This window comes from Methylobacterium sp. WCS2018Hpa-22 (assembly GCF_031843785.1).
Taxonomy (GTDB): domain Bacteria; phylum Pseudomonadota; class Alphaproteobacteria; order Rhizobiales; family Beijerinckiaceae; genus Methylobacterium.
The window spans coordinates 1-18,220 of record NZ_JAVTJA010000019.1; the positions used below are offsets into that span (position 1 = coordinate 1).

Here is an 18,220-nt window from a genome sequence, read left to right on the forward strand (position 1 = left end):
CCTCTCCCGACCCTCGCTCACGCGAGGGCCACCCTCCCCCGCAGAGGGGGGAGGGTTTTGAGACGGCCAGATCAGCGCCGTGGTCTCGGCGAGATCACCCACATAATTGTGCGAGAGCGCGAACAGCACCGGGTCGACCCGCGCCTCCACCAATCCGCGGATCATCGCCGGCTTGGCCTCGCGGAAGCTGAGGTTGCCGGTCATGGCGGCCAGCGCCCAGCCCCGCTCCGGGTCCGGCGCATGGGCGAAATAATCCTGCAGCAGGCGCAGCTTGGCGTTGCGGCGCGGCTCGTAGGCGAGGCGGTCGAGGAGATGGGCGAAGTCGTTCACGCGGCAGCCTCCTCGGCCGGCGCGGCGGTTTCGCCCTCGCCGTCATCGCCATAGCCCAGCATGTGAAGCGGCTTGGCCGCGATCCCTTGCGTCCCGCACCAATGCACCAGGGCGTCCTCCTGCCCGTGGGTCACCCAGACCTCGCCCGCCCCGGTCTCGCGGATCGTGCGGCACAGGTCCGGCCAGTCGGAATGGTCGGAGATGACGAGGGGGAGTTCGGCGCCCTTCTGCCGGGCGCGGGCGCGCACCCGCATCCAGCCCGAGGCGAAGGAGGTGACCGGATCGGGGAATTTGCGCGACCACACGTCCTGGATCGCCGAGGGCGGGCAGAGCACGATGGCGCCGTGGAGTTTTCCGCGCTCCGTCGCGACGACCTTCGGCGTCTCCCCGAGCGGGATGCCCTCGCGCTTGTAGAGCTCGGTCAATTTCTCCATGGCGCCGTGGAGATAGATCGGCTGGTCGTAGCCGGCCTCCCGCAACAGGGCCATGACCCGCTGCGCCTTGCCGAGCGCGTAGGCGCCGACGATATGGGCGCGCTCGGGGAACAGCGCGACGGAATCGAGGAGCTTACGCACCTCGCCCGCCGTGTCCGGCATCCGGAAGACCGGCAGGCCGAAGGTCGCCTCGGTGATGAAGACATCGCAGGGCACCACCTCGAAGGGCAGGCAGGTCGGGTCGTAGGCGCGCTTGTAATCGCCCGAGACCACCACCCGCACGCCCTGCGCTTGGATGGAGATCTGGGCCGAGCCGAGGACATGGCCGGCAGGCGCGAAACGCACCGTCACGTCGCCGATGCGGATGTCCTCGCCGAGCACCGCCTCCTGGCGCGCCTCGCAGAAATCCTCGCCGTAGCGCACGGCCATGATCCGCAGGGTCTGGCCCGTGGCCAGCACCTTGCCGTGGCCGGACCGGGCATGGTCGGCATGGCCGTGGGTGATGAGAGCGCGCGGCACCGGCCAGGTCGGGTCCACGTGGAACCCGCCCAGCGGACAATACAGCCCCTCGCGGGTCAGGGTCAGGAGGTCGCTCGCACTCAGGCTCATGCGGGATGCCGAACTGCGAAGGGCCGAACATGGGGATGGCGGATCATGCGACGTGATATAGGGCGCTCGCATGAACCCGCGAGCGCAGACGTCACTTCAGAACAGTTCGGGCGATCTCCTCGCCGACCGGCGCTACGCCTATGCGGAGGCCTGTCTCTCCGAGGGCGATGCGGAGGGCGCGGCCGAGATGGCCGAGCAGGCCCTGGAGATCGCGCCGCGTTACGCGGCGGCGTGGTTCCTGCTCGGACGGGCGCGAGAGGCCCGCCACCTCGCCACGGCGGATGTCGCCCACCACCATGCCGCGCTCAGGGCCTATGGCAACGCCCTCGATCTCGACCCGCATGACGAACTCGGGGCCCGCCTGCGCCTCGTCCAGATCGGCGAGGGCGCGGCTTTGGGGGCGATCTCGCCGGCCTATATCCGCGCCCTGTTCGACGGCTACGCCCCGCGATTCGAGCGTCACCTCGTGGGCGAGTTGCAATATCGCGGGCCGGAACTGCTGGTGAGGGCCCTCGACGGGCTGGACAGCGCGCGGGCGGATTTCGGCGACGTGATCGACCTCGGCTGCGGCACCGGCCTGGTGGGCGAGGCTTTGAATGGGCGCACGCGAACCCTGATGGGAATCGACATCTCCCCCGGCATGCTCACCGAAGCCGCCCGGCGGCGGCGCTACGACAGGCTCATCGAGGGCGATCTCGTCCCCATTCTCCGAGGCGGGACGCGGGACAGCGCCGATCTCGTCATCGCGGCGGACGTCTTCATCTATGTCGGCGGCCTTTCCCCGGTCATGGCCGAGACCGCCCGCATTCTCAGGCCCACGGGCCTCGTGGCCTTCACGGTGCAGTGGAACCCCGATGGCGGCCTCGTTCTCGGTGCCGATGCGCGCTACGCCCATGGCGAGCGCTACCTGCGCCGGCTGGCCGACGAAGCCGGTCTGGACATGCTCGGTCTCGAACCCGCCGTGATCCGCCGCGAGCGCGGGAGCGAGGTGCCGGCGCGCATCGTCCTGTTGCGCAAACCCGGCCCTCCGGCGCCTTAATCCCAATTGTGCGCGATTGAGTTGAACCGAAGCGGGCCGGCATGTGTTGCACGGCACGACACTCCCCCATTCATCCGCACCAACGCGGCGCAGGCGGTTTATCCGTCGCGTCCGATCGATAAGGTCCGGCCTTCTCCCGACGCTTACCGTTCTCTTCCAGGAGCCTGTTCAGACGCATGGCCGATAAGACCGACAAGTCGTTTCCCGCGAGCCCGAGCACGCGCATTCCCTTCGCACTCGCCCTCTCGGCACTGGCCGGATGCGCCGATTCCATCGGCTTCCTCGAATTTTCACAGCTCTTCATGTCGTTCATGAGCGGCAACACCACCCGCTTCGGCGTCTCGGTGAGCAAGTTCGATTGGGAGAGCACGGCCCGCGTCAGCTCGGTCATCGTCATGTTCTGCTTCGGCGCCTTCATCGGCACGCTGATCGCGGCTTGGGTCGGGCGCTGGCGGCTCTCGGTGATGCTGCTGCTCCAGGCGGTGCTCCTCGCCATCGGCCTCGTCATGCCCTACGGCACCTTCTCCTGGCCGCTGCACGTCTATCCCATCGTGATCGCGCTCGGCCTCCAGAACGCCACGCTGCAGGACGAGGCCGGGCGCAGCCTCGCCCTCACCTATGTCACGGGCGCGGTGGTCCGCTTCGGGACCGGGCTCGCCAACCTGCTGATGGGCAAGGTCGCACCGTCGTTCTGGATCCAGGCGCCGCTCTGGGGAGCCCTGAGCACCGGGGCGGTGATCGGCGGCTTCCTCCAGACCCGTTTCGGCGAGGACGCCTTCCTGTTCCCGGCGGCCCTCGCGGCGCTCCTCGCCCTGATCGCCATCGCCCTCACCGTCCTGAAGCCCGGCAGCGCCTATGTCACGGGCGCGGAAGAATACCATCCGCCGGATGCAAGGGGACCGGTGAAGTAAGCGCGTGTTTCATCGGATCTCCGGGCGGATCTTCATGCCGGGGCCGATCGTCTGCCGAAGTCGATCACCCCAGCAGACCACCGCAGGGTGAGGTAAAGCCTTGGAGAAACACCTCAAATAGGCCCTGCGACCGGCGGATGATGAATGGAGCTCGTCCCCGTCCGCCGAACGCGTCGAGAACGACCATCGGTCGGGATCGGCGCCATTTGGCGATGAGTTCAATCGCCTCCGCCGTCGCTGCGCAGGCGCTTGGTAGCGCCGCGCCGGGACTTCTCGTCGAGGCGGCGCTTCTTCGAGGCGAGGGTCGGGCGTGTCGCCCGGCGCGGCGTCGGCGGCACCGCCGCCTCGGCGACGAGGGCGGCGAGGCGCTCGCGCGCATCGGCCCGGTTGCGGTCCTGCGTCCGGAACTGCTGGGCCATGATGACGATGACCCCGTCCTGGGTCAGCCGCCGCCCGGCGAGGCGCATCAGGCGCACCGCCACGGCGTCGGGCAGGGAGTGCGAGCGCCGCGCATCGAAGCGGAGCTGCACCGCCGTGGAGAGCTTGTTGACGTTCTGCCCGCCCGGCCCCGAGGCGCGCACGAAAGTCTCTTCGAGTTCGGCCTCGTCGATGGCGAGATGCGGGGTGCATTGCAGGGCCATCGCCACCATATTCCTCGTATGCCGGAGCCGCTCAGGCGGCCTCGGACGGCGCCTTCGCCTTCACCGCGAGGGCGTGGAGCCCGCGCTTGAACGCCTCGTCGAGAACACCGTTCACGATCCGGTGGCGCTCGACCCGGCTCTTCCCCTCGAATGCGGCGGAGACGATCTCGACACGGAAATGCGTCTCGCCCTCGGGCCGTGCGCCCGAATGGCCCGCATGCAGATGGGATTCGTCCACGACCACCAGGGTTTGCGGCGCCAGTTGCGCGTCGAGCGCTCCGGTGATCCAATCCTTGAGCGTGCCGGCCATCGTGTCCTCGTCTTTCCGTCGCTTCGTTCCTAGCCTGTAGGCGCCCGGAGGCTTCGGGGTCGTCAACCCCCGATCTCCGCATGCGTCATCAGGCCCGCCGCCCTTGTGTCTCGGACCCGCCCTCTCATAATCGCCCCACCATGGATCTCAACTCGCGTCTGTTCGACAGCATCCGCATCAAGCGCAAACCCTCCTGCGACGAGCCCAAGGCTGCGTCCCAGACGGGCTGCGAGACCCCCGGCTGCACCAATGCCGGGCTCTACCGCGCTCCCAAGGGTCGCAAGGCGGAAGGCCAGTACTGGCGCTTCTGCATCGACCACGTGCGCGCCTACAACGCCACCTACAACTACTTCGACGGCATGAACGACGCCGCCGTCCAGGCCTACCAGAAGGACGCCGTGATCGGGCACCGCCCGACCTGGGCGATGGGCGTGAACCCGGCGACGCGGGCGGCCGGGGCGAAACCGGGCGACCCGAAGCGCGACTGGGCCTATGTCGACCCGCTCGACATCCTGCGCAGCGAAGGTGTCGGCGAGACCTCGCGCCGGGCCAAGCCCGAGCCGAGCCGGCCGCGCCTCACGGTGGCCGCCCTGAAGGCCCTCGACGTGCTCGGCCTCGACGAGAACGCCGACACGGCCGCCATCAAGGCGCAGTACAAGGTGCTGGTGAAGCGCTTCCACCCCGACGCCAATGGCGGCGACCGCTCGTTCGAGGAGCGGCTGCGCGACATCATCCGCGCCCACGACACCCTGCGTGCCGCCGGCCTGTGCTGAGCCGGGTGCCGCGAACCGGCACGAACGATGCACGTTTTTGCAAATGACGTGCGGTGGGAGGCGGCAAACCGCGCGGGAGGCCCTATATCGAGTTCTCGCACCCCTTGGCGTCCGCCGACGCAGCCCCTTAAAGGTGGTATTCCACGTCTCGCCCCGTGCGGGACCCGGCAATGCCCACCGAGATAGATCCGCGAGCCCGGCCCATGCCGGCGCCCGCCCCGACGAGGTCCCGTATGCTTTCTGACGACACCCCCGCCTCGCTGCCCGACCGGATGGTCTCCGTCCGCGAGGCTTTCGGCATCGATCTCGACCTCAAGGTGCCGGCCTTCTCGCAGAGCGAGGAGCACGTTCCCGATCTCGACCCGGATTACATCTTCGATCGCGAGACCACCCTGGCGATCCTGGCGGGCTTCGCCCGCAACCGGCGCGTGATGGTCACCGGCTATCACGGCACCGGCAAGTCGACCCATATCGAGCAGGTCGCCGCCCGCCTGAACTGGCCCTGCATCCGGATCAACCTCGACAGCCACGTCTCCCGCATCGATCTCGTCGGCAAGGACGCGATCGTGCTGAAGGACGGCAAGCAGATCACCGCCTTCCAGGACGGGATCCTGCCCTGGGCGCTGCAGAACAACGTCGCCCTCGTCTTCGACGAATACGATGCCGGCCGCCCGGACGTGATGTTCGTGATCCAGCGCGTGCTCGAAGTCTCGGGCCGCCTGACGCTGCTCGACCAGAAGCGGGTGATCCGCCCCCACCCGGCCTTCCGGCTGTTCGCCACCGCCAACACGGTGGGGCTGGGCGACACGTCCGGCCTCTATCACGGCACCCAGCAGATCAACCAGGGCCAGATGGACCGCTGGTCGATCGTGACGACGCTGAACTACCTCGCCCATGACCGCGAGGTGGACATCGTCCTGTCGAAGGCGCTGCATTACCAGCGCGACGGCGGCCGCGACATCGTCAGCCGCATGGTCCGCGTCGCCGACCTGACCCGCAACGCCTTCATGAACGGCGATCTCTCCACCGTCATGAGCCCGCGCACGGTGATCACCTGGGCCGAGAACGCCGACATCTTCCAGGATATCGGCTTCGCCTTCCGGGTGACCTTCCTCAACAAGTGCGACGAGCTCGAACGCACCCTGGTGGCGGAATTCTACCAGCGCGCCTTCGGCAAGGAGCTGCCCGAGAGCGCGATGAACGTGGCGCTGAGCTGAGGATCGACGCGGAGGACGCGATGGCCGAACCGGCCTTGAAGGGTGAGACACGGGAATCGTCACCGTCCGAGCGCGCACCGAATCGTGCGCGCTACGAGGATGATTTCTATTCGTGGCTGATCCAGCAAGCCGATCTCCTGCGCGCCCGTCGCTTCGAGGAGCTCGATCTCGAGCACATGGCCGAGGAACTCGAGGATTTGTCGAAGAGCGAGTTCGCCAAGCTTCAGAGCACTCTGCGCGTCCTCGTCATGCACATGCTGAAATGGGACCAGCAGCCGGAGCACCGCACGCCGAGCTGGATCTTCTCGATCCGTGAGCAACGGCGGCGCTATGGGCGGATCTTGTCCAGCAATCCCGGGCTGAAGCCTCGCATCGACGAGGCGCTGAGCGACGCCTACCCGGACGCACGCGATTGGGCCGCCGACGAGACCCATCTGCCGCCGGATGAGTTTCCCGCGGAATGCCCCTACGGCTGGGACGACATCCTGGACCGCCCCTTCGATTTCGACTCGGTGAAGAAGTAGCGATCGTGGCCATCTCGAACCGCAAAGCCGGCGAACGCCGGGAGCCCATCGCCGAACCGCTGAAGCGTTCGGTGGCCGGATGCCTGCGCGCCATCGCCAAGCGCTCCGAGATCGAGGTGGTCTATGCCAGCGACCGGCCGGCGCTCACCGGCGACAAGGCGCGCCTGCCCGAGCCGCCGCGCAAGCTGACGCCGGAGGATGTGGCGATCCTGCGCGGCAACGCCGATTCCATGGCGCTGCGCCTCGGCTGCCACGATGTGGCGGTCCATCGCCGCCTCGCCCCCGAGAATGCCGGTGCGCGCGCCGTGTTCGATGCCGTCGAGCAGGCCCGCGTGGAGGCCATCGGCTCGCGCCGGATGGCAGGCGTGGCCTCGAACCTCACGGCCATGCTGGAGGACCGCTACCATCGCGGCGGCAAGTACGAGGACATCACCGACCGGGCCGATGCCCCGATGGAGGATGCCGTCGCCCTGATGGTGCGCGAACGCCTGACCGGGGAAGCCCCGCCCAAGGCCGCGCGCAAGATCGTCGACCTCTGGCGCTCCCATATCGAGGAGAAGGCCGGCCCTAGCCTCGACGGCCTCATCGGCAATCTCGAGAACCAGCGCTCCTTCGCCCGCTCGGTGCGCGAGTTGTTGTCCTCCCTCGACATGGCGGACGAGACGCCGCTCGACCCGGAGGACGACGACAGCGAGGACGACAACGAAGGGCAGGACGACGAGCAGACCCCGAGCGAGGGCGAAGCCGAGGAGCAGTCCCAGGGCGACAAGTCCGAGATGGAGACCTCCGAGGAAGCCTCGGACGAGCTGCAGGACGGCGCCACGGAAGCCGCCGACGCTCCGTCTGGCGAATTGCCGGACGAGTCCGAGAACGCCGAATCTGAGGAGGCCTCCGAGGCCAAGCGTCCGCCTAACAACCGGCCCGTCGAGCCGCGCGGCCCCGAATACAAGGTGTTCAACCCGCGCTTCGACGAGATGATCGACGCCGAGGATCTGTGCGACGCCGAAGAGCTCGCGCGCCTGCGCACCTATCTCGACAAGCAGCTCGCCCATCTCCAGGGCGTGGTCGGGCGCCTCGCCAACCGGCTGCAGCGCCGGCTTCTGGCCCAGCAGAACCGGGCCTGGGAATTCGACCTCGAAGAAGGCCAGCTCGATCCGGCCCGCCTCGTGCGGGTGATGACGGACCCGTTCCAGCCGCTCTCGTTCAAGCGCGAGAAGGACACGAATTTTCGCGATACCGTCGTCACGCTGCTGCTCGACAATTCGGGCTCCATGCGCGGCCGGCCGATCACGGTGGCGGCCACCTGCGCCGACATCCTGGCACGGACCCTGGAGCGCTGCGGCGTCAAGGTCGAGATCCTCGGCTTCACCACCCGCGCCTGGAAGGGCGGCCAATCTCGCGAGGCGTGGCTGGCGGCGGGCAAGCCCAACGGTCCCGGCCGTCTGAACGACCTGCGCCACATCATCTACAAGAGCGCCGACGCTCCCTGGCGCCGGGCGCGCAAGAACCTCGGGCTGATGATGCGCGAGGGTCTGCTGAAGGAGAATATCGACGGCGAGGCCCTGGATTGGGCGCACAAGCGCCTGCTCGCCCGGCCCGAACAGCGCAAGATCCTGATGGTGATCTCGGACGGCGCGCCGGTCGACGATTCCACCCTCTCGGTCAATCCGGGCAATTATCTCGAGCGCCACTTGCGCTGGATGATCGAGGATATCGAGACCCGCTCACCGGTCGAACTCCTCGCCATCGGCATCGGCCACGACGTGACCCGCTACTACCGCCGCGCCGTCACCATCATCGACGCCGAGGAGCTCGGCGGCGCGATGACGGAGAAGCTGGCGGAGCTGTTCGAGGAAGATGCGGGTGGTGCCGTGCCCGTGCGCAGGGCTGCGGGCGGGCGGCGTTAGGCGTCAGGCTTTGGTGGATGAAGCGCATGGCATGGGCTTGGTTCTAGACCCAACTTGGTCGCTTAGACTGCTACTCGCACCGCTCAAAATCAGACGTAGCTTCTGTTTAGCAAACGGCAGGAACGGCCGATAGCTGAGCGAGAGCAGAAATCAGGCTTGAATGTCTCGTAGTAGGCGCATTATGCTATTTTTCTGACTTCACAGAGATAATGTCAGCCTGGGTAAGTGCCAGAACCGACAAGTCGTTTCCCGATGCGACAGCAGCGGCGTGACAAAGACCAGTCATCTCTCTGTAATGACGCAGAATCACATTTTGTACATCTGCTTCCACGCTCTTAAGGACAATCGGCCTGACGTAACGGTACAAGCCAGCATCACTGTCAACGGGTCGGACAAACCCCATGCGCTCGATGAAGCGATCACCATAAGGTCGCCGGTGCATGAATTCGTTCCGCAAGTCTGTGACCTCAGCCATCCAGCCTGCCGCTTCAAATTTAAGAGAACTATTCAGTTTTTGTCGAAAGTACCCTTTCGCTTGAAACAGTTGGAGAATGTTGTCGCCGGCAAAATCCTCCGGCCGTACTGCTTCTATAAGCCGTGCGAAGGAATCGACTTTATGCGGATCCTTACTGATTCTGAGCGCGCAAAACGCCGCAAGATAGTCCCGGGCTGCACCAAGGTGCATAAAGAAGGAATGGACGTGGGCGAACAGCGTCTGATCCAAGGTAGATGACGAGCGCTTTCCGTCTAGGCTGTCAGACGCCATGTGATTTACCAACTGCTCGTGATAAAACTCGGCAATCTGCTCCACGCTAATGTCCATGCTGCGAAGGCTCAAGCTAATGGAGCGTGCAAGGCGTTCAGCCTCAGTGCGGTTATCGAAGTGAGCAGCGATCTGTTCAGTGGTCGGTTGAACCATCTCTGCAAGGCCTGCTGCCCTCGGAGCCCGTGAGAGGTTGCCCGCCAAATTACTCCAGAGATTGGCCGGACCCTGCAGATGGTTTGTCTGGCCGGGGATGTAGGGGCACCAACTGGAATGGTAATTTCCCTTCAACCAACCAATTCGATTAAATGCGACAAACGTGAAGTCGTACTGGTTAGAAAACGCCTGCAACTGCGTATTTTGCATGAAGCCCTTTGCGCATGGATGTCCGTTGTCCAAGACCGGCTCGATGAGCCATGCATTATCGCTAGATTCAGCAGCGCGCATGCCGCCCGAGTAAATTTGGAAGAAAGCTTCGCCATCGGACTGGCGCAGCAATCGTCTCGTCTGGTGCTGGCACACAAGAACTTTTGATCGGCCGACAGCTTCGGTGCTCATTATTCCGCCCGCTCCACACGCTATCACTATTAATGTCACTCGCGATGAACGCAAATTGCTAAAAAATCTACGACGACCTAAATCTAGGGGTAAATCTGTATGACGACAGTATGCTTCATGTAGCAAAGACATCAAATGTCTGAGGCAGATCGCCCACTACCACACCAACCGCCCCTCCAACCGCCCCAGCATCCGGCCGAACACGGCCGGATCGTCGAGGGCACGGGCGAGGACGAGGCCGCCCTGGATCGTCAGGACGGCGTCCTCGGCGAGGGAGTCCGCCTCGGCACCCGGGCGCCCGGCGCGGATCAGCGCCTGCGCCAGAGCCTCGCGCCAATCCCGGAAGTAGCCGGCGATCCGGTCCGCGAATCCGTCGCGTCTCTCGGTGAGGGCGAAGGCGCCCACGAGGCAAGCCCTTCGGCCGGAGCGGAAATAGGCGTCCGTCTCCGACAGCATGAGCCGGATCGCCGCCCGTGGATCGGGATCGTCGCGCAGGGGCGCGTAGACCTTCTCCTCGAACCAGGCGCCGATGGCGTCGAGGACGGCTTCAGCCATCTCGGCCTTGCCGCCGGGAAAGGCGTGATAGAGGCTGCCCTTGCCGAGCCCGGTTCGCGCTCCGATGAGGGCGAGGCTCGCACCCTCGTAGCCGTATTCGCGAAAGACCTCGGCGATGGCGGGCAGCGCGTCCTCCCGCGCCCCCGGCTTCTTCGTCATGGTCCGGTCAGAGCCCGAGATCGGTGAGTCCGGGATGGTCGTCGGGGCGCGGCGCGGCGCGGTCCCAGTGGAACTTGCGCTCCGATTCGGAGATCGCGAGGTCGTTGATGCTGGCATGGCGCAGCCGCATCAGGCCGTTGGCGTCGAACTCCCAGTTCTCGTTGCCATAGGCGCGGAACCAGTCGCCGGCCACATCGTGAAACTCGTAGGCGAAGCGCACGGCGATCCGGTCCTCGGTGAAGGCCCAGATTTCCTTGATGAGACGGTATTCGTGCTCCTTCGCCCATTTGCGGGTGAGGAACTCGACGATGGCCGCACGGCCTGAGAAGAATTCCGAGCGGTTCCGCCAGCGGCTGTCCGCCGTGTAGGCCAGCGAGACTTTTTCAGGGTTGCAGCCGTTCCAGCCGTTCTCGGCGGCGCGGACCTTCTGGATCGCGGTCTCGCGGGTGAAGGGGGGCAGCGGTGGGCGGGATTCGGACATCGGCTCGGGCTCCTGCGCTTGTCTGTACCGATCGGTACAAACAGCGGGCGTGCCGGTCAAGGCGTCGAACCGTTCAGGTGTGACCGAGGATCGCGAGCCACGCCACGGTGGTCGCGACCGCGAGCAGGGTCGAGAGCATGACGGCAGCGGCGATCAACCCGGTCTCGGCCTTGTAGCGGACGGCCAGCAGGTAGGAGTTGATGCCCACGGGCATCGCCGCGAACAGGGTGGCGACCCCGGCATAGGCGGGCGGCATGGTGAAGACGTGGAAGGCCAGCACCCAGACCGCCAGCGGATGCAGGACGAGCTTCAGGGTCGTCACCACCATGGCGCCGGGCAGGTCGTGCAGCACCCGGTAGCGCACGAGGCCGGCGCCGAGCGCGATCAGCGCGCAGGTGGAGGCAGTGCCGGCCAGCGCATCCACCAGCGACTTGACCATGCCGCCGGGGGCGAGGCCGAACGACTTGAGGCCCAAGCCGATCATCAACGACAGGAAGATCGGGTTGCGGAACAGGACGAGGACGAGCCCCTTCAGCCGCTTGAGGATCGATTGCTGTCCGTCCGATTCGATGAGGAAGGTGGCGCAGCCCATCATCAGAGGCAGGTGGACGGCGAGCAGCATGAAGAGCGGAAACGCGCCCTCATCGCCATAGGCTTGCAGGATCATCGGCACGCCGATGAAGATCGTGTTCGATTGGCTGGCCGCGAATCCGTGCAGGATCGCGCCCGTCCGGCCGACGCCTTCTCGCCGCAGGCCGATCAGCGAGCCGACGAGCCAGGACAGGCCGGCGCCGCCGAAATAGCTGAACCAGTACGCCCAGGTGACCTCGCCGGTGAGACCCGGCCGCGTCAGCGTCGCGATGATGAGCGCCGGCACCGCGATGGCGAAGACGTATTCGGATAGCCCATCGCTGACCTTCTCCGACAGGAACCCGGCGAGCGCCGCGACCCAGCCGATGAGGATCAGCCCGAAGATCGGGGCGATGAGCGACAGCACGGTCATCGGGAAGAGCCGGATAGTGGGTCAGTCGGAATCAACGCGAACGGCCGCCGCATGCACAAAGCATGCGGCGGCCGTTCGAGATTAAAATGAGACGTCGAGCGTGATCGAAGCGGGCTCTCGCCGACGCTTCGATATCGCAGCCTCAGGCGGCGGCCGGGGTCTCGACTTCGGCGAGCTTCTTGTGCAGCTCGCGCTTGATCAGACGGGCCGTCTGCGACAGCTCGATCTCGCGAGCCTTGATGAGGAAGGCATCGAGGCCACCGCGATGCTCGACCGAGCGCAGGGCGTGAGCCGTGACGCGCAGGCGAACCCGACGCTTCAGGGCGTCGGACTGCAGGGTGACCTGGCACAGGTTCGGCAGGAACCGGCACTTGGTCTTACGGTTCGAGTGGCTCACGAGGTGGCCGGTCTGCACGGCTTTGCCCGTGAGTTCGCAACGGCGCGACATTGTTCTAAATCCCGTCTCGTTCCGCGTCTGATCGGGCGATGGCGGAAGACCGGTCGCAACGCGCCACGGGCCTCACGCACGCCAAACTCCGATCGAGCGGCGTCTCATTGAAGGCGCGAGCCTATAGGTGACGGGCGGGGCATCCGTCAAGGGCGGCGCTGCGTTTTGCCCATCGGAATAACCACGCTCCGGGGCCGGTGCAGCGCCATCCAGGCGCCCCGCGCCGCGGCATCCATACGATGTATTAACCACGAACGGGGACGATGACGGAACGATGCCGCCCGGTCTCTCCTGCCGCGCGGCTCCAAGCCTTGGAACATCAGAGCCTCACGCCATGTGCGCCATGCGCCTCCTCCGCGCCAGCCTCCTCGCCGCCCTCGGCGTGATTCCCGCCTCCGAGGGATTCGCGCGGCCGAAGGCCACCTCTGCCAAAACTGCGGCACCGGCGACGGTGACGGTGGATTACGGCATCGCGCTGGCCGGCATCCCCATCGGCACCGCGCAGGTCTCGGGCCTGTTCGAGACCACGCGCTACCGCATGGACGTGTCGGCCCGCCTCACCGGCCTCGTCGGCGCGGTGACCGGCGGCATGGGCTCGGCCCGGGCCAACGGCCTCATCGCCGAGGGGCCGCAGCCGAACACCTTCGCCATCTCCACCAAGACCTCGAATTCCGGCATCGCCGTTAGGATGGCGCTGGCGCGCGGCAACGTCACCCAATCCGAGGTGACGCCGCCCCTGATCGACATGGGCGACCGCGTACCGGTGACCCCGGCCAACAAGCGCGGCATCGTCGATCCGGCCAGCGCCCTGATGATGCCGGCGGTGAGCCGCGGCGAGCTCACCGACCAGGCCAATTGCAACCGCACCATCCCGATCTTCGACGGCGCCACGCGCTTCAACGTGGTGCTGAGCTACGGCGAGACGCGCAACGTCGAGAAGCCCGGCTATTCCGGGCCGGTCCTCGTCTGCAACGCCCGCTATCAGGCCATTGCCGGGCATCGCCCCGACCGGCCGGGCGTGAAGTTCATGGAGGACAACCGCGACATGTCGGTATGGCTGGCGCCGGTCGAGGGCACCCGCGTGCTGCTGCCGGTGCGCATCGCCGTGCGGACGACGCTCGGCACCAACATCATCGAGGCGACCCGGTGGAGCCGTGGCGGGGCGCCGAGCCAGGTGGCGCAGGCGGCTTCGGTCGATCCATGACGGCGAATCGGGCCTGAACCATGGACCAGGCCATCGACATTCCGGTCTCGCGCCCTCGCTCGGTGGGCATGTTCGTCATCGCCCTGTGTTTCACGGTCGGCTGTGCCTCGATCCTCTACGCCCGGCCCGGAATCCATGGGCACGCTTTCGAGCCCGGCAGCTTTCACACATTCCTGATCTGGTTCGGATTGTTCTTCTTCGGCGTCGCCAGCGTCGTCAGCGCCCCCCGGATGTTCCGTTCGGGCACGCTGGTTTCCGTCGGGCGGCAGGGGATCTTCGACCGCCGCCTGTCGAGCGGCTGGATTCCCTGGGACGCGGTCGAGGACCTCAAACCGATCATGCGGGGACGCCAGCGCTATTTCGTGCTTCGCGTCGATCCCGAACGCTCGGGCGAATTGCCGATCTTCAAAGGGCGGCGCAGGATGGCCCCCTTCACCGGGCTCGGCGCCTATGGCTATGCCATCGGCGGCGCCGATCTCCAGGGCGGGTTCGCGGCCCTTGGCGACGCCCTGTCCGGCACTGCCCTCTGGCGGGCCCCCTCGGGTACCGGGACTCGCTGATGTCGCCTCTGCCCCGCTCTCTTCGCTTCCTCGCCCTCGCGGGCTGCCTCGTCGCGGGGGCGGGCCATGCCGGTCCCGGCCCTGCGGGCGAGCTCAGCTCGGATATCTCGCCCTGCGGGGGCGACGCCTATTCCTCGGCGGAGGTGATCGAGGGCCGCTCGCCACGGCGCGGCCCCCTCGTGGCGATGCCGGACACGCTCTGCGCCGATCTCGCGCCGCAGCAGCCGGCGAACCCGGTGGAGATCTATGTCGATCCTTATGGGTACCGGGGCGGTGGCTATCGCGGGGGTGACGCCCCATATGGCGGTGAGACGCAGCGTGGGGTCCGACCGTCCGGACGGCCCCTGCGCAGCGGCGACTGACCCGAGGCGGCCATCTCGACGGGCCGTCATGAGACCCTGCCGCCGGCCGATTTCGCCGAAGGGACCCGTCCCGCACACATGACGCGCCGCTCCCTCCCCCCGCAGGCCCGCTCACGCGGCGTCACGGCGGTGCTCGGGCCGACCAATACCGGCAAGACCCATCTCGCCATCGAGCGGATGCTCGCGCATCCGACGGGGATGATCGGGCTGCCCCTGCGCCTGCTGGCGCGGGAGGTCTACCTGCGCGTCGTCGCGCGGGTGGGGGTCGAGCAGGTCGCCCTCGTCACCGGCGAGGAGAAGATCAAGCCGGACCGGCCGCGCTACTGGATCTCGACCATCGAGGCGATGCCGCGCGACCTCGACGTCGCCTTCGTGGCCATCGACGAGATCCAGCTCGCCGCCGACATGGACCGCGGCTACGTCTTCACCGACCGCCTGCTGCACCAGCGCGGGCGCGAGGAGACGCTGCTGATCGGCTCCTCCACCATGCTGCCCCTGGTGCAGTCGCTGATTCCCGGTGTGCACACCACCACCCGCCCGCGCCTGTCGAAGCTCACCTTCGCGGGCGAGAAGAAGCTCGGGCGCCTGCCCCGGCGCACGGCCATCGTCGCCTTCTCGGCGGAGGAGGTCTACGCCATCGCCGAGCTGATCCGGCGCCAGCGCGGCGGGGCCGCCGTGGTGCTCGGTGCGCTGTCTCCGCGCACCCGCAACGCACAGGTGGAGCTCTACCAATCGGGCGACGTCGACTACCTCATCGCCACCGACGCGGTGGGGATGGGCCTCAACCTCGATGTGGACCACGTCGCCTTCGCGGCGAACTGGAAATACGACGGCACGCGCTTCCGCAGGCTGACGCCCCCGGAGATGGGGCAGATCGCGGGGCGGGCCGGACGCCACCTCTCGGACGGCACCTTCGGCTCCACGGGGCGCTGCGCCCCGTTCGAGCCCGAGATGATCGAGGCCCTGGAGAACCACGATTTCGAGCCGGTGCGCGTGCTGCAATGGCGCAACCCCGATCTCGACTTCTCCTCGCTGAAGGCCCTTCAGGAGAGCCTGGACGAGCATCCGAACGAGAAGGGACTGACCCGCGCGCCCATGGGCGAGGACCAGTCCGCCCTCGAAATCCTGATGCGCGAGGACGACATCCGCGACATCGCCACCAATCCGACGGTGGTGCGACGCCTGTGGGACACCTGCGGCGTGCCCGATTACCGCAAGGTCCACCCCCAGACCCATGCGGATCTCGTCGCCCAGCTGTTCCGATTCCTCATGCGGGGCATGGCCGGGCGCATCCCCAACGACTGGTTCGCCAAGCACGTGGCGATGATCGACCGCACCGACGGCGACATCGACGCCCTGTCCCAGCGCATCGCCCAAGGGCGAACCTGGACCTTCGTCGCGAACCGTCCTGACTGGCTGATTGATCCGGTGCATTGGCAGGGCGAGACGCGTCGGGTAGAGGACAGGCTGTCTGACGCCCTGCACGAGCGCCTTGCGAGCCGTTTCGTCGATCGGCGCACTAGCGTCCTGATGCGGCGCCTGAGAGAGAATACGATGTTGGAAGCTGAGATCACCGCCGGCGGGGACGTTACCGTCGAGGGCCAGCATGTCGGCCATCTGCACGGGTTTCAGTTCGTTGCCGACCCGGGCGCGGAAGGCCACGAGGCCAAGACCCTGCGCAGCGCCGCCGAAAAGGCGCTGGGCGGCGAGATCGAGGCGCGCGCCGAGCGCTTCTCGGCCGCGGCGGATTCGTCCCTGGTCCTGTCCCATGACGGCATCATCCGCTGGACCGGAGACCCGGTCGCCAAGCTGACGCCGGGCGACAAGCTGTTCGAGCCGCATGTGCGGCTGCTCGCCGACGAGCAGCTGACCGGCCCGGCCCGCGACAAGGTCGAGACCCGGCTGGTCGCCTGGCTGAAGGCCTATGTGGTCCGGCTCCTCGGTCCGCTGATCGAGATCGAGACCGCCGCCGACCTCGTCGGCCTGTCGAAGGGCATCGGCTATCAGGTCGTGGAATCCCTCGGCGTGCTGGAGCGCGCCAAGGTGATGCACGAGATGCGCACCCTTGATCAGGAAGGGCGCGGGGCGCTGCGCCGTCACGGGGTCCGCTTCGGCGCCTATCACATCTTCCTGCCGGCCCTGCTGAAGCCGGCACCCCGGACCCTCGCCGCCCAGCTCTGGGCGCTGAAGAACGGCGGCCTCGACCAGCGCGGCCTCGACGAGATCGCGCATCTGGCCGGCTCCGGCCGGACCTCGATCAAGGTCGATCCCGAGATCGCCAAGGGTCTCTACCGCGCCGCCGGCTTCCGGGTCTGTGGCGAGCGCGCCGTGCGCGTCGACATCCTGGAGCGTCTGGCCGACCTGATCCGCCCGGCCGTCACCTACCGCCCCGGCACCACGCCGGGCGAGGCGCCCGCCGGCACCGCCGATGGCGACGCCTTCGTCGCCACCGTGGGCATGACCTCGCTGGTCGGCTGTTCGGGCGAGGATTTCGGCTCGATCCTGAAATCCCTCGGCTATGCACCTGAAACCCGCCCCGGCCCGGCGATCACCGTGCCGCTTCTTCCGGCCGCGTCGACCCGCCCCATCGCACCCGCAGCCGCATCGACCGACGACGCGGTGACGGCGTCCGAGGAGGCCGGACCCGCGACCGAAGACGAGGCCAAGCCGGACGCCGAGACGCCTTCGGAAGGCGAGACGGCTTCTCAAGACGGGACGACCACCGAAGACGAGACCTCGCCCGACACGGCCGAGCCCGTGGCGGAAGGCGTGCCCGACCCCGAGACGGTGTCCTCCGAGGCCGCACCCGCGGAGGACGAGCCGGCACCGGCAGCCGAAGCTCCGGTCGATGCCGCAGAGGAACCCGAGGCGGCCCCCGTCCCCGCGGCGGAATCCGCAGCCCTCGCCGGCATCGAGCCGGAAACGGCCGAGACGGCCTCTCCTGATGCGGCCGAGGGCGAAACGCCCGTGGAATCCGCCCCGGCCGAGCCGGTGATGGTCGAGGTCTGGCGCCTGCAGCGGCATCAGCGCAGCTCCGCTCCGCGGCAGAACCGCCCGCGCGGCGGTCGCGATAACGCTCAGGCGGGCGATCGTGGTCCCGGCGAAGGCCGCCAGGACCGTCGCCCCGCTCATGCCGGCGGCCCGGACGGCGCCCAGCGCAACCGTGGCGGCCAGGGCGAGCGTAGCGGGCAAGGCGAGAGGCAGGATGGTGGGCGTCGCGATGGCGGCCGGCCGGATGGCGGGCGTCCGCCGCGTCGCGAGCGTTTCGAGCCCGGCCGGGTCCGGCCCGAGCGTCGGGACGAGGGTCGTTCCGCCGCACCGCAGGAACAGCGTCCGCAGCGGCGCGAACGGGCTCCGGATCCGGATTCGCCCTTCGCCAAGCTGGCTGCCCTTAAGGCCCAGCTCGAAGCCGGCGACGGCGGCAAGCGCTGA

The 18,220-nt window shown here is 67.4% G+C and carries 18 protein-coding genes and 1 pseudogene; 10 read left to right on the forward strand and 9 right to left on the reverse strand.

Features of this window, described 5'->3' with window-relative positions; all coding sequences use genetic code 11:
• Together RQI43_RS20925 and RQI43_RS20930 are read right to left on the reverse strand one after the other, a co-directional pair.
• Window positions 1-330 (reverse strand): annotated as a pseudogene (locus tag RQI43_RS20925) (ATP-dependent DNA ligase); the annotation flags it as partial.
• Window positions 327-1,373 carry a ligase-associated DNA damage response exonuclease gene (locus RQI43_RS20930; protein ID WP_311276473.1) on the reverse strand — a complete coding sequence of 349 codons (1,047 nt, stop codon included), beginning with the start codon at window positions 1,371-1,373 and terminating at the stop codon, window positions 327-329. The pseudogene RQI43_RS20925 and the gene RQI43_RS20930, both read right to left, overlap by 4 nt.
• A gap of 70 nt (window positions 1,374-1,443) precedes the next feature.
• Between RQI43_RS20930 and RQI43_RS20935 the strand changes: the two genes are divergently transcribed.
• Complete coding sequence (locus tag RQI43_RS20935) at window positions 1,444-2,412, forward strand: methyltransferase domain-containing protein (RefSeq protein WP_311276474.1); 969 nt, start codon at window positions 1,444-1,446, stop codon at window positions 2,410-2,412.
• A 176-nt stretch (window positions 2,413-2,588) separates the two neighbouring features.
• On the forward strand, window positions 2,589-3,323 hold the full coding sequence (locus RQI43_RS20940) for a YoaK family protein (RefSeq protein WP_056422475.1): 735 nt from the start codon (window positions 2,589-2,591) through the stop codon (window positions 3,321-3,323).
• Between the two features lie 218 nt (window positions 3,324-3,541).
• Here RQI43_RS20940 and arfB read toward each other — a convergent pair whose 3' ends face one another.
• Window positions 3,542-3,964, reverse strand: coding sequence for an alternative ribosome rescue aminoacyl-tRNA hydrolase ArfB (gene arfB, locus RQI43_RS20945; protein ID WP_200919010.1), 423 nt, complete (start codon window positions 3,962-3,964; stop codon window positions 3,542-3,544).
• A 31-nt stretch (window positions 3,965-3,995) separates the two neighbouring features.
• Window positions 3,996-4,274, reverse strand: coding sequence for a BolA family transcriptional regulator (locus RQI43_RS20950; protein WP_056422480.1), 279 nt, complete (start codon window positions 4,272-4,274; stop codon window positions 3,996-3,998).
• Window positions 4,275-4,414: 140 nt separating this feature from the next.
• Between RQI43_RS20950 and RQI43_RS20955 the strand changes: the two genes are divergently transcribed.
• The 4 genes from RQI43_RS20955 to cobT all read left to right on the forward strand — a co-directional run bounded on the left by RQI43_RS20955 (window position 4,415) and on the right by cobT (window position 8,695).
• A complete protein-coding gene (locus tag RQI43_RS20955) occupies window positions 4,415-5,047 on the forward strand; it encodes a J domain-containing protein (RefSeq protein ID WP_056422483.1) in 633 nt (210 codons plus the stop codon).
• A gap of 233 nt (window positions 5,048-5,280) precedes the next feature.
• Window positions 5,281-6,264, forward strand: coding sequence for a cobaltochelatase subunit CobS (gene cobS, locus RQI43_RS20960; protein WP_056422487.1), 984 nt, complete (start codon window positions 5,281-5,283; stop codon window positions 6,262-6,264).
• Between the two features lie 20 nt (window positions 6,265-6,284).
• The gene (locus tag RQI43_RS20965; RefSeq protein WP_056422490.1) at window positions 6,285-6,788 is read left to right on the forward strand and encodes a DUF29 domain-containing protein; all 504 of its coding nucleotides are present in this window, start codon (window positions 6,285-6,287) and stop codon (window positions 6,786-6,788) included.
• Window positions 6,789-6,793: 5 nt separating this feature from the next.
• The gene (gene cobT / locus RQI43_RS20970; protein WP_311276475.1) at window positions 6,794-8,695 is read left to right on the forward strand and encodes a cobaltochelatase subunit CobT; all 1,902 of its coding nucleotides are present in this window, start codon (window positions 6,794-6,796) and stop codon (window positions 8,693-8,695) included.
• Window positions 8,696-8,879: 184 nt separating this feature from the next.
• On the opposite strand, the gene RQI43_RS20975 is transcribed toward cobT, so the two are convergent.
• From RQI43_RS20975 to rpmB, 5 genes are all read right to left on the reverse strand, one after another.
• Window positions 8,880-10,016 carry a hypothetical protein gene (locus tag RQI43_RS20975; RefSeq protein ID WP_311276476.1) on the reverse strand — a complete coding sequence of 379 codons (1,137 nt, stop codon included), beginning with the start codon at window positions 10,014-10,016 and terminating at the stop codon, window positions 8,880-8,882.
• Between the two features lie 156 nt (window positions 10,017-10,172).
• Window positions 10,173-10,730: a TetR/AcrR family transcriptional regulator gene (locus tag RQI43_RS20980; RefSeq protein ID WP_311276477.1), complete on the reverse strand. Its 558-nt coding sequence runs from the start codon at window positions 10,728-10,730 to the stop codon at window positions 10,173-10,175.
• Window positions 10,731-10,737: 7 nt separating this feature from the next.
• Window positions 10,738-11,211, reverse strand: coding sequence for a nuclear transport factor 2 family protein (locus RQI43_RS20985; RefSeq protein ID WP_056454649.1), 474 nt, complete (start codon window positions 11,209-11,211; stop codon window positions 10,738-10,740).
• Window positions 11,212-11,284: 73 nt separating this feature from the next.
• Complete coding sequence (locus RQI43_RS20990; RefSeq protein ID WP_056422503.1) at window positions 11,285-12,214, reverse strand: AEC family transporter; 930 nt, start codon at window positions 12,212-12,214, stop codon at window positions 11,285-11,287.
• A 142-nt stretch (window positions 12,215-12,356) separates the two neighbouring features.
• Complete coding sequence (gene rpmB, locus RQI43_RS20995; RefSeq protein ID WP_018046086.1) at window positions 12,357-12,662, reverse strand: 50S ribosomal protein L28; 306 nt, start codon at window positions 12,660-12,662, stop codon at window positions 12,357-12,359.
• Window positions 12,663-12,996: 334 nt separating this feature from the next.
• Here rpmB and RQI43_RS21000 point away from each other — a divergent pair, with 334 nt between their 5' ends.
• The 4 genes from RQI43_RS21000 to RQI43_RS21015 all read left to right on the forward strand — a co-directional run bounded on the left by RQI43_RS21000 (window position 12,997) and on the right by RQI43_RS21015 (window position 18,220).
• A complete protein-coding gene (locus RQI43_RS21000; RefSeq protein ID WP_207412163.1) occupies window positions 12,997-13,866 on the forward strand; it encodes a DUF3108 domain-containing protein in 870 nt (289 codons plus the stop codon).
• Window positions 13,867-13,886: 20 nt separating this feature from the next.
• On the forward strand, window positions 13,887-14,426 hold the full coding sequence (locus RQI43_RS21005; protein WP_311276478.1) for a hypothetical protein: 540 nt from the start codon (window positions 13,887-13,889) through the stop codon (window positions 14,424-14,426).
• Window positions 14,426-14,788: a hypothetical protein gene (locus RQI43_RS21010; RefSeq protein WP_311276479.1), complete on the forward strand. Its 363-nt coding sequence runs from the start codon at window positions 14,426-14,428 to the stop codon at window positions 14,786-14,788. Before RQI43_RS21005 ends, RQI43_RS21010 begins: the two co-directional genes overlap by 1 nt.
• A 78-nt stretch (window positions 14,789-14,866) precedes the next feature.
• On the forward strand, window positions 14,867-18,220 hold the full coding sequence (locus RQI43_RS21015) for a helicase-related protein (protein WP_311276480.1): 3,354 nt from the start codon (window positions 14,867-14,869) through the stop codon (window positions 18,218-18,220).

What these genes read in the sequence shown, in the direction of transcription:
- RQI43_RS20930 (WP_311276473.1), bottom strand. Translation starts at nt 1,373, where the DNA reads ATGAGCCTGAGTGCGAGCGACCTCCTGACCCTGACCCGCGAGGGGCTG.
- RQI43_RS20935 (WP_311276474.1), top strand. Translation starts at nt 1,444, where the DNA reads ATGAACCCGCGAGCGCAGACGTCACTTCAGAACAGTTCGGGCGATCTC.
- RQI43_RS20940 (WP_056422475.1), top strand. Translation starts at nt 2,589, where the DNA reads ATGGCCGATAAGACCGACAAGTCGTTTCCCGCGAGCCCGAGCACGCGC.
- arfB (WP_200919010.1), bottom strand. Translation starts at nt 3,964, where the DNA reads ATGGCCCTGCAATGCACCCCGCATCTCGCCATCGACGAGGCCGAACTC.
- RQI43_RS20950 (WP_056422480.1), bottom strand. Translation starts at nt 4,274, where the DNA reads ATGGCCGGCACGCTCAAGGATTGGATCACCGGAGCGCTCGACGCGCAA.
- RQI43_RS20955 (WP_056422483.1), top strand. Translation starts at nt 4,415, where the DNA reads ATGGATCTCAACTCGCGTCTGTTCGACAGCATCCGCATCAAGCGCAAA.
- cobS (WP_056422487.1), top strand. Translation starts at nt 5,281, where the DNA reads ATGCTTTCTGACGACACCCCCGCCTCGCTGCCCGACCGGATGGTCTCC.
- RQI43_RS20965 (WP_056422490.1), top strand. Translation starts at nt 6,285, where the DNA reads ATGGCCGAACCGGCCTTGAAGGGTGAGACACGGGAATCGTCACCGTCC.
- RQI43_RS20975 (WP_311276476.1), bottom strand. Translation starts at nt 10,016, where the DNA reads ATGAGCACCGAAGCTGTCGGCCGATCAAAAGTTCTTGTGTGCCAGCAC.
- RQI43_RS20980 (WP_311276477.1), bottom strand. Translation starts at nt 10,730, where the DNA reads ATGACGAAGAAGCCGGGGGCGCGGGAGGACGCGCTGCCCGCCATCGCC.
- RQI43_RS20985 (WP_056454649.1), bottom strand. Translation starts at nt 11,211, where the DNA reads ATGTCCGAATCCCGCCCACCGCTGCCCCCCTTCACCCGCGAGACCGCG.
- RQI43_RS20990 (WP_056422503.1), bottom strand. Translation starts at nt 12,214, where the DNA reads ATGACCGTGCTGTCGCTCATCGCCCCGATCTTCGGGCTGATCCTCATC.
- rpmB (WP_018046086.1), bottom strand. Translation starts at nt 12,662, where the DNA reads ATGTCGCGCCGTTGCGAACTCACGGGCAAAGCCGTGCAGACCGGCCAC.
- RQI43_RS21000 (WP_207412163.1), top strand. Translation starts at nt 12,997, where the DNA reads ATGTGCGCCATGCGCCTCCTCCGCGCCAGCCTCCTCGCCGCCCTCGGC.
- RQI43_RS21005 (WP_311276478.1), top strand. Translation starts at nt 13,887, where the DNA reads ATGGACCAGGCCATCGACATTCCGGTCTCGCGCCCTCGCTCGGTGGGC.
- RQI43_RS21010 (WP_311276479.1), top strand. Translation starts at nt 14,426, where the DNA reads ATGTCGCCTCTGCCCCGCTCTCTTCGCTTCCTCGCCCTCGCGGGCTGC.
- RQI43_RS21015 (WP_311276480.1), top strand. Translation starts at nt 14,867, where the DNA reads ATGACGCGCCGCTCCCTCCCCCCGCAGGCCCGCTCACGCGGCGTCACG.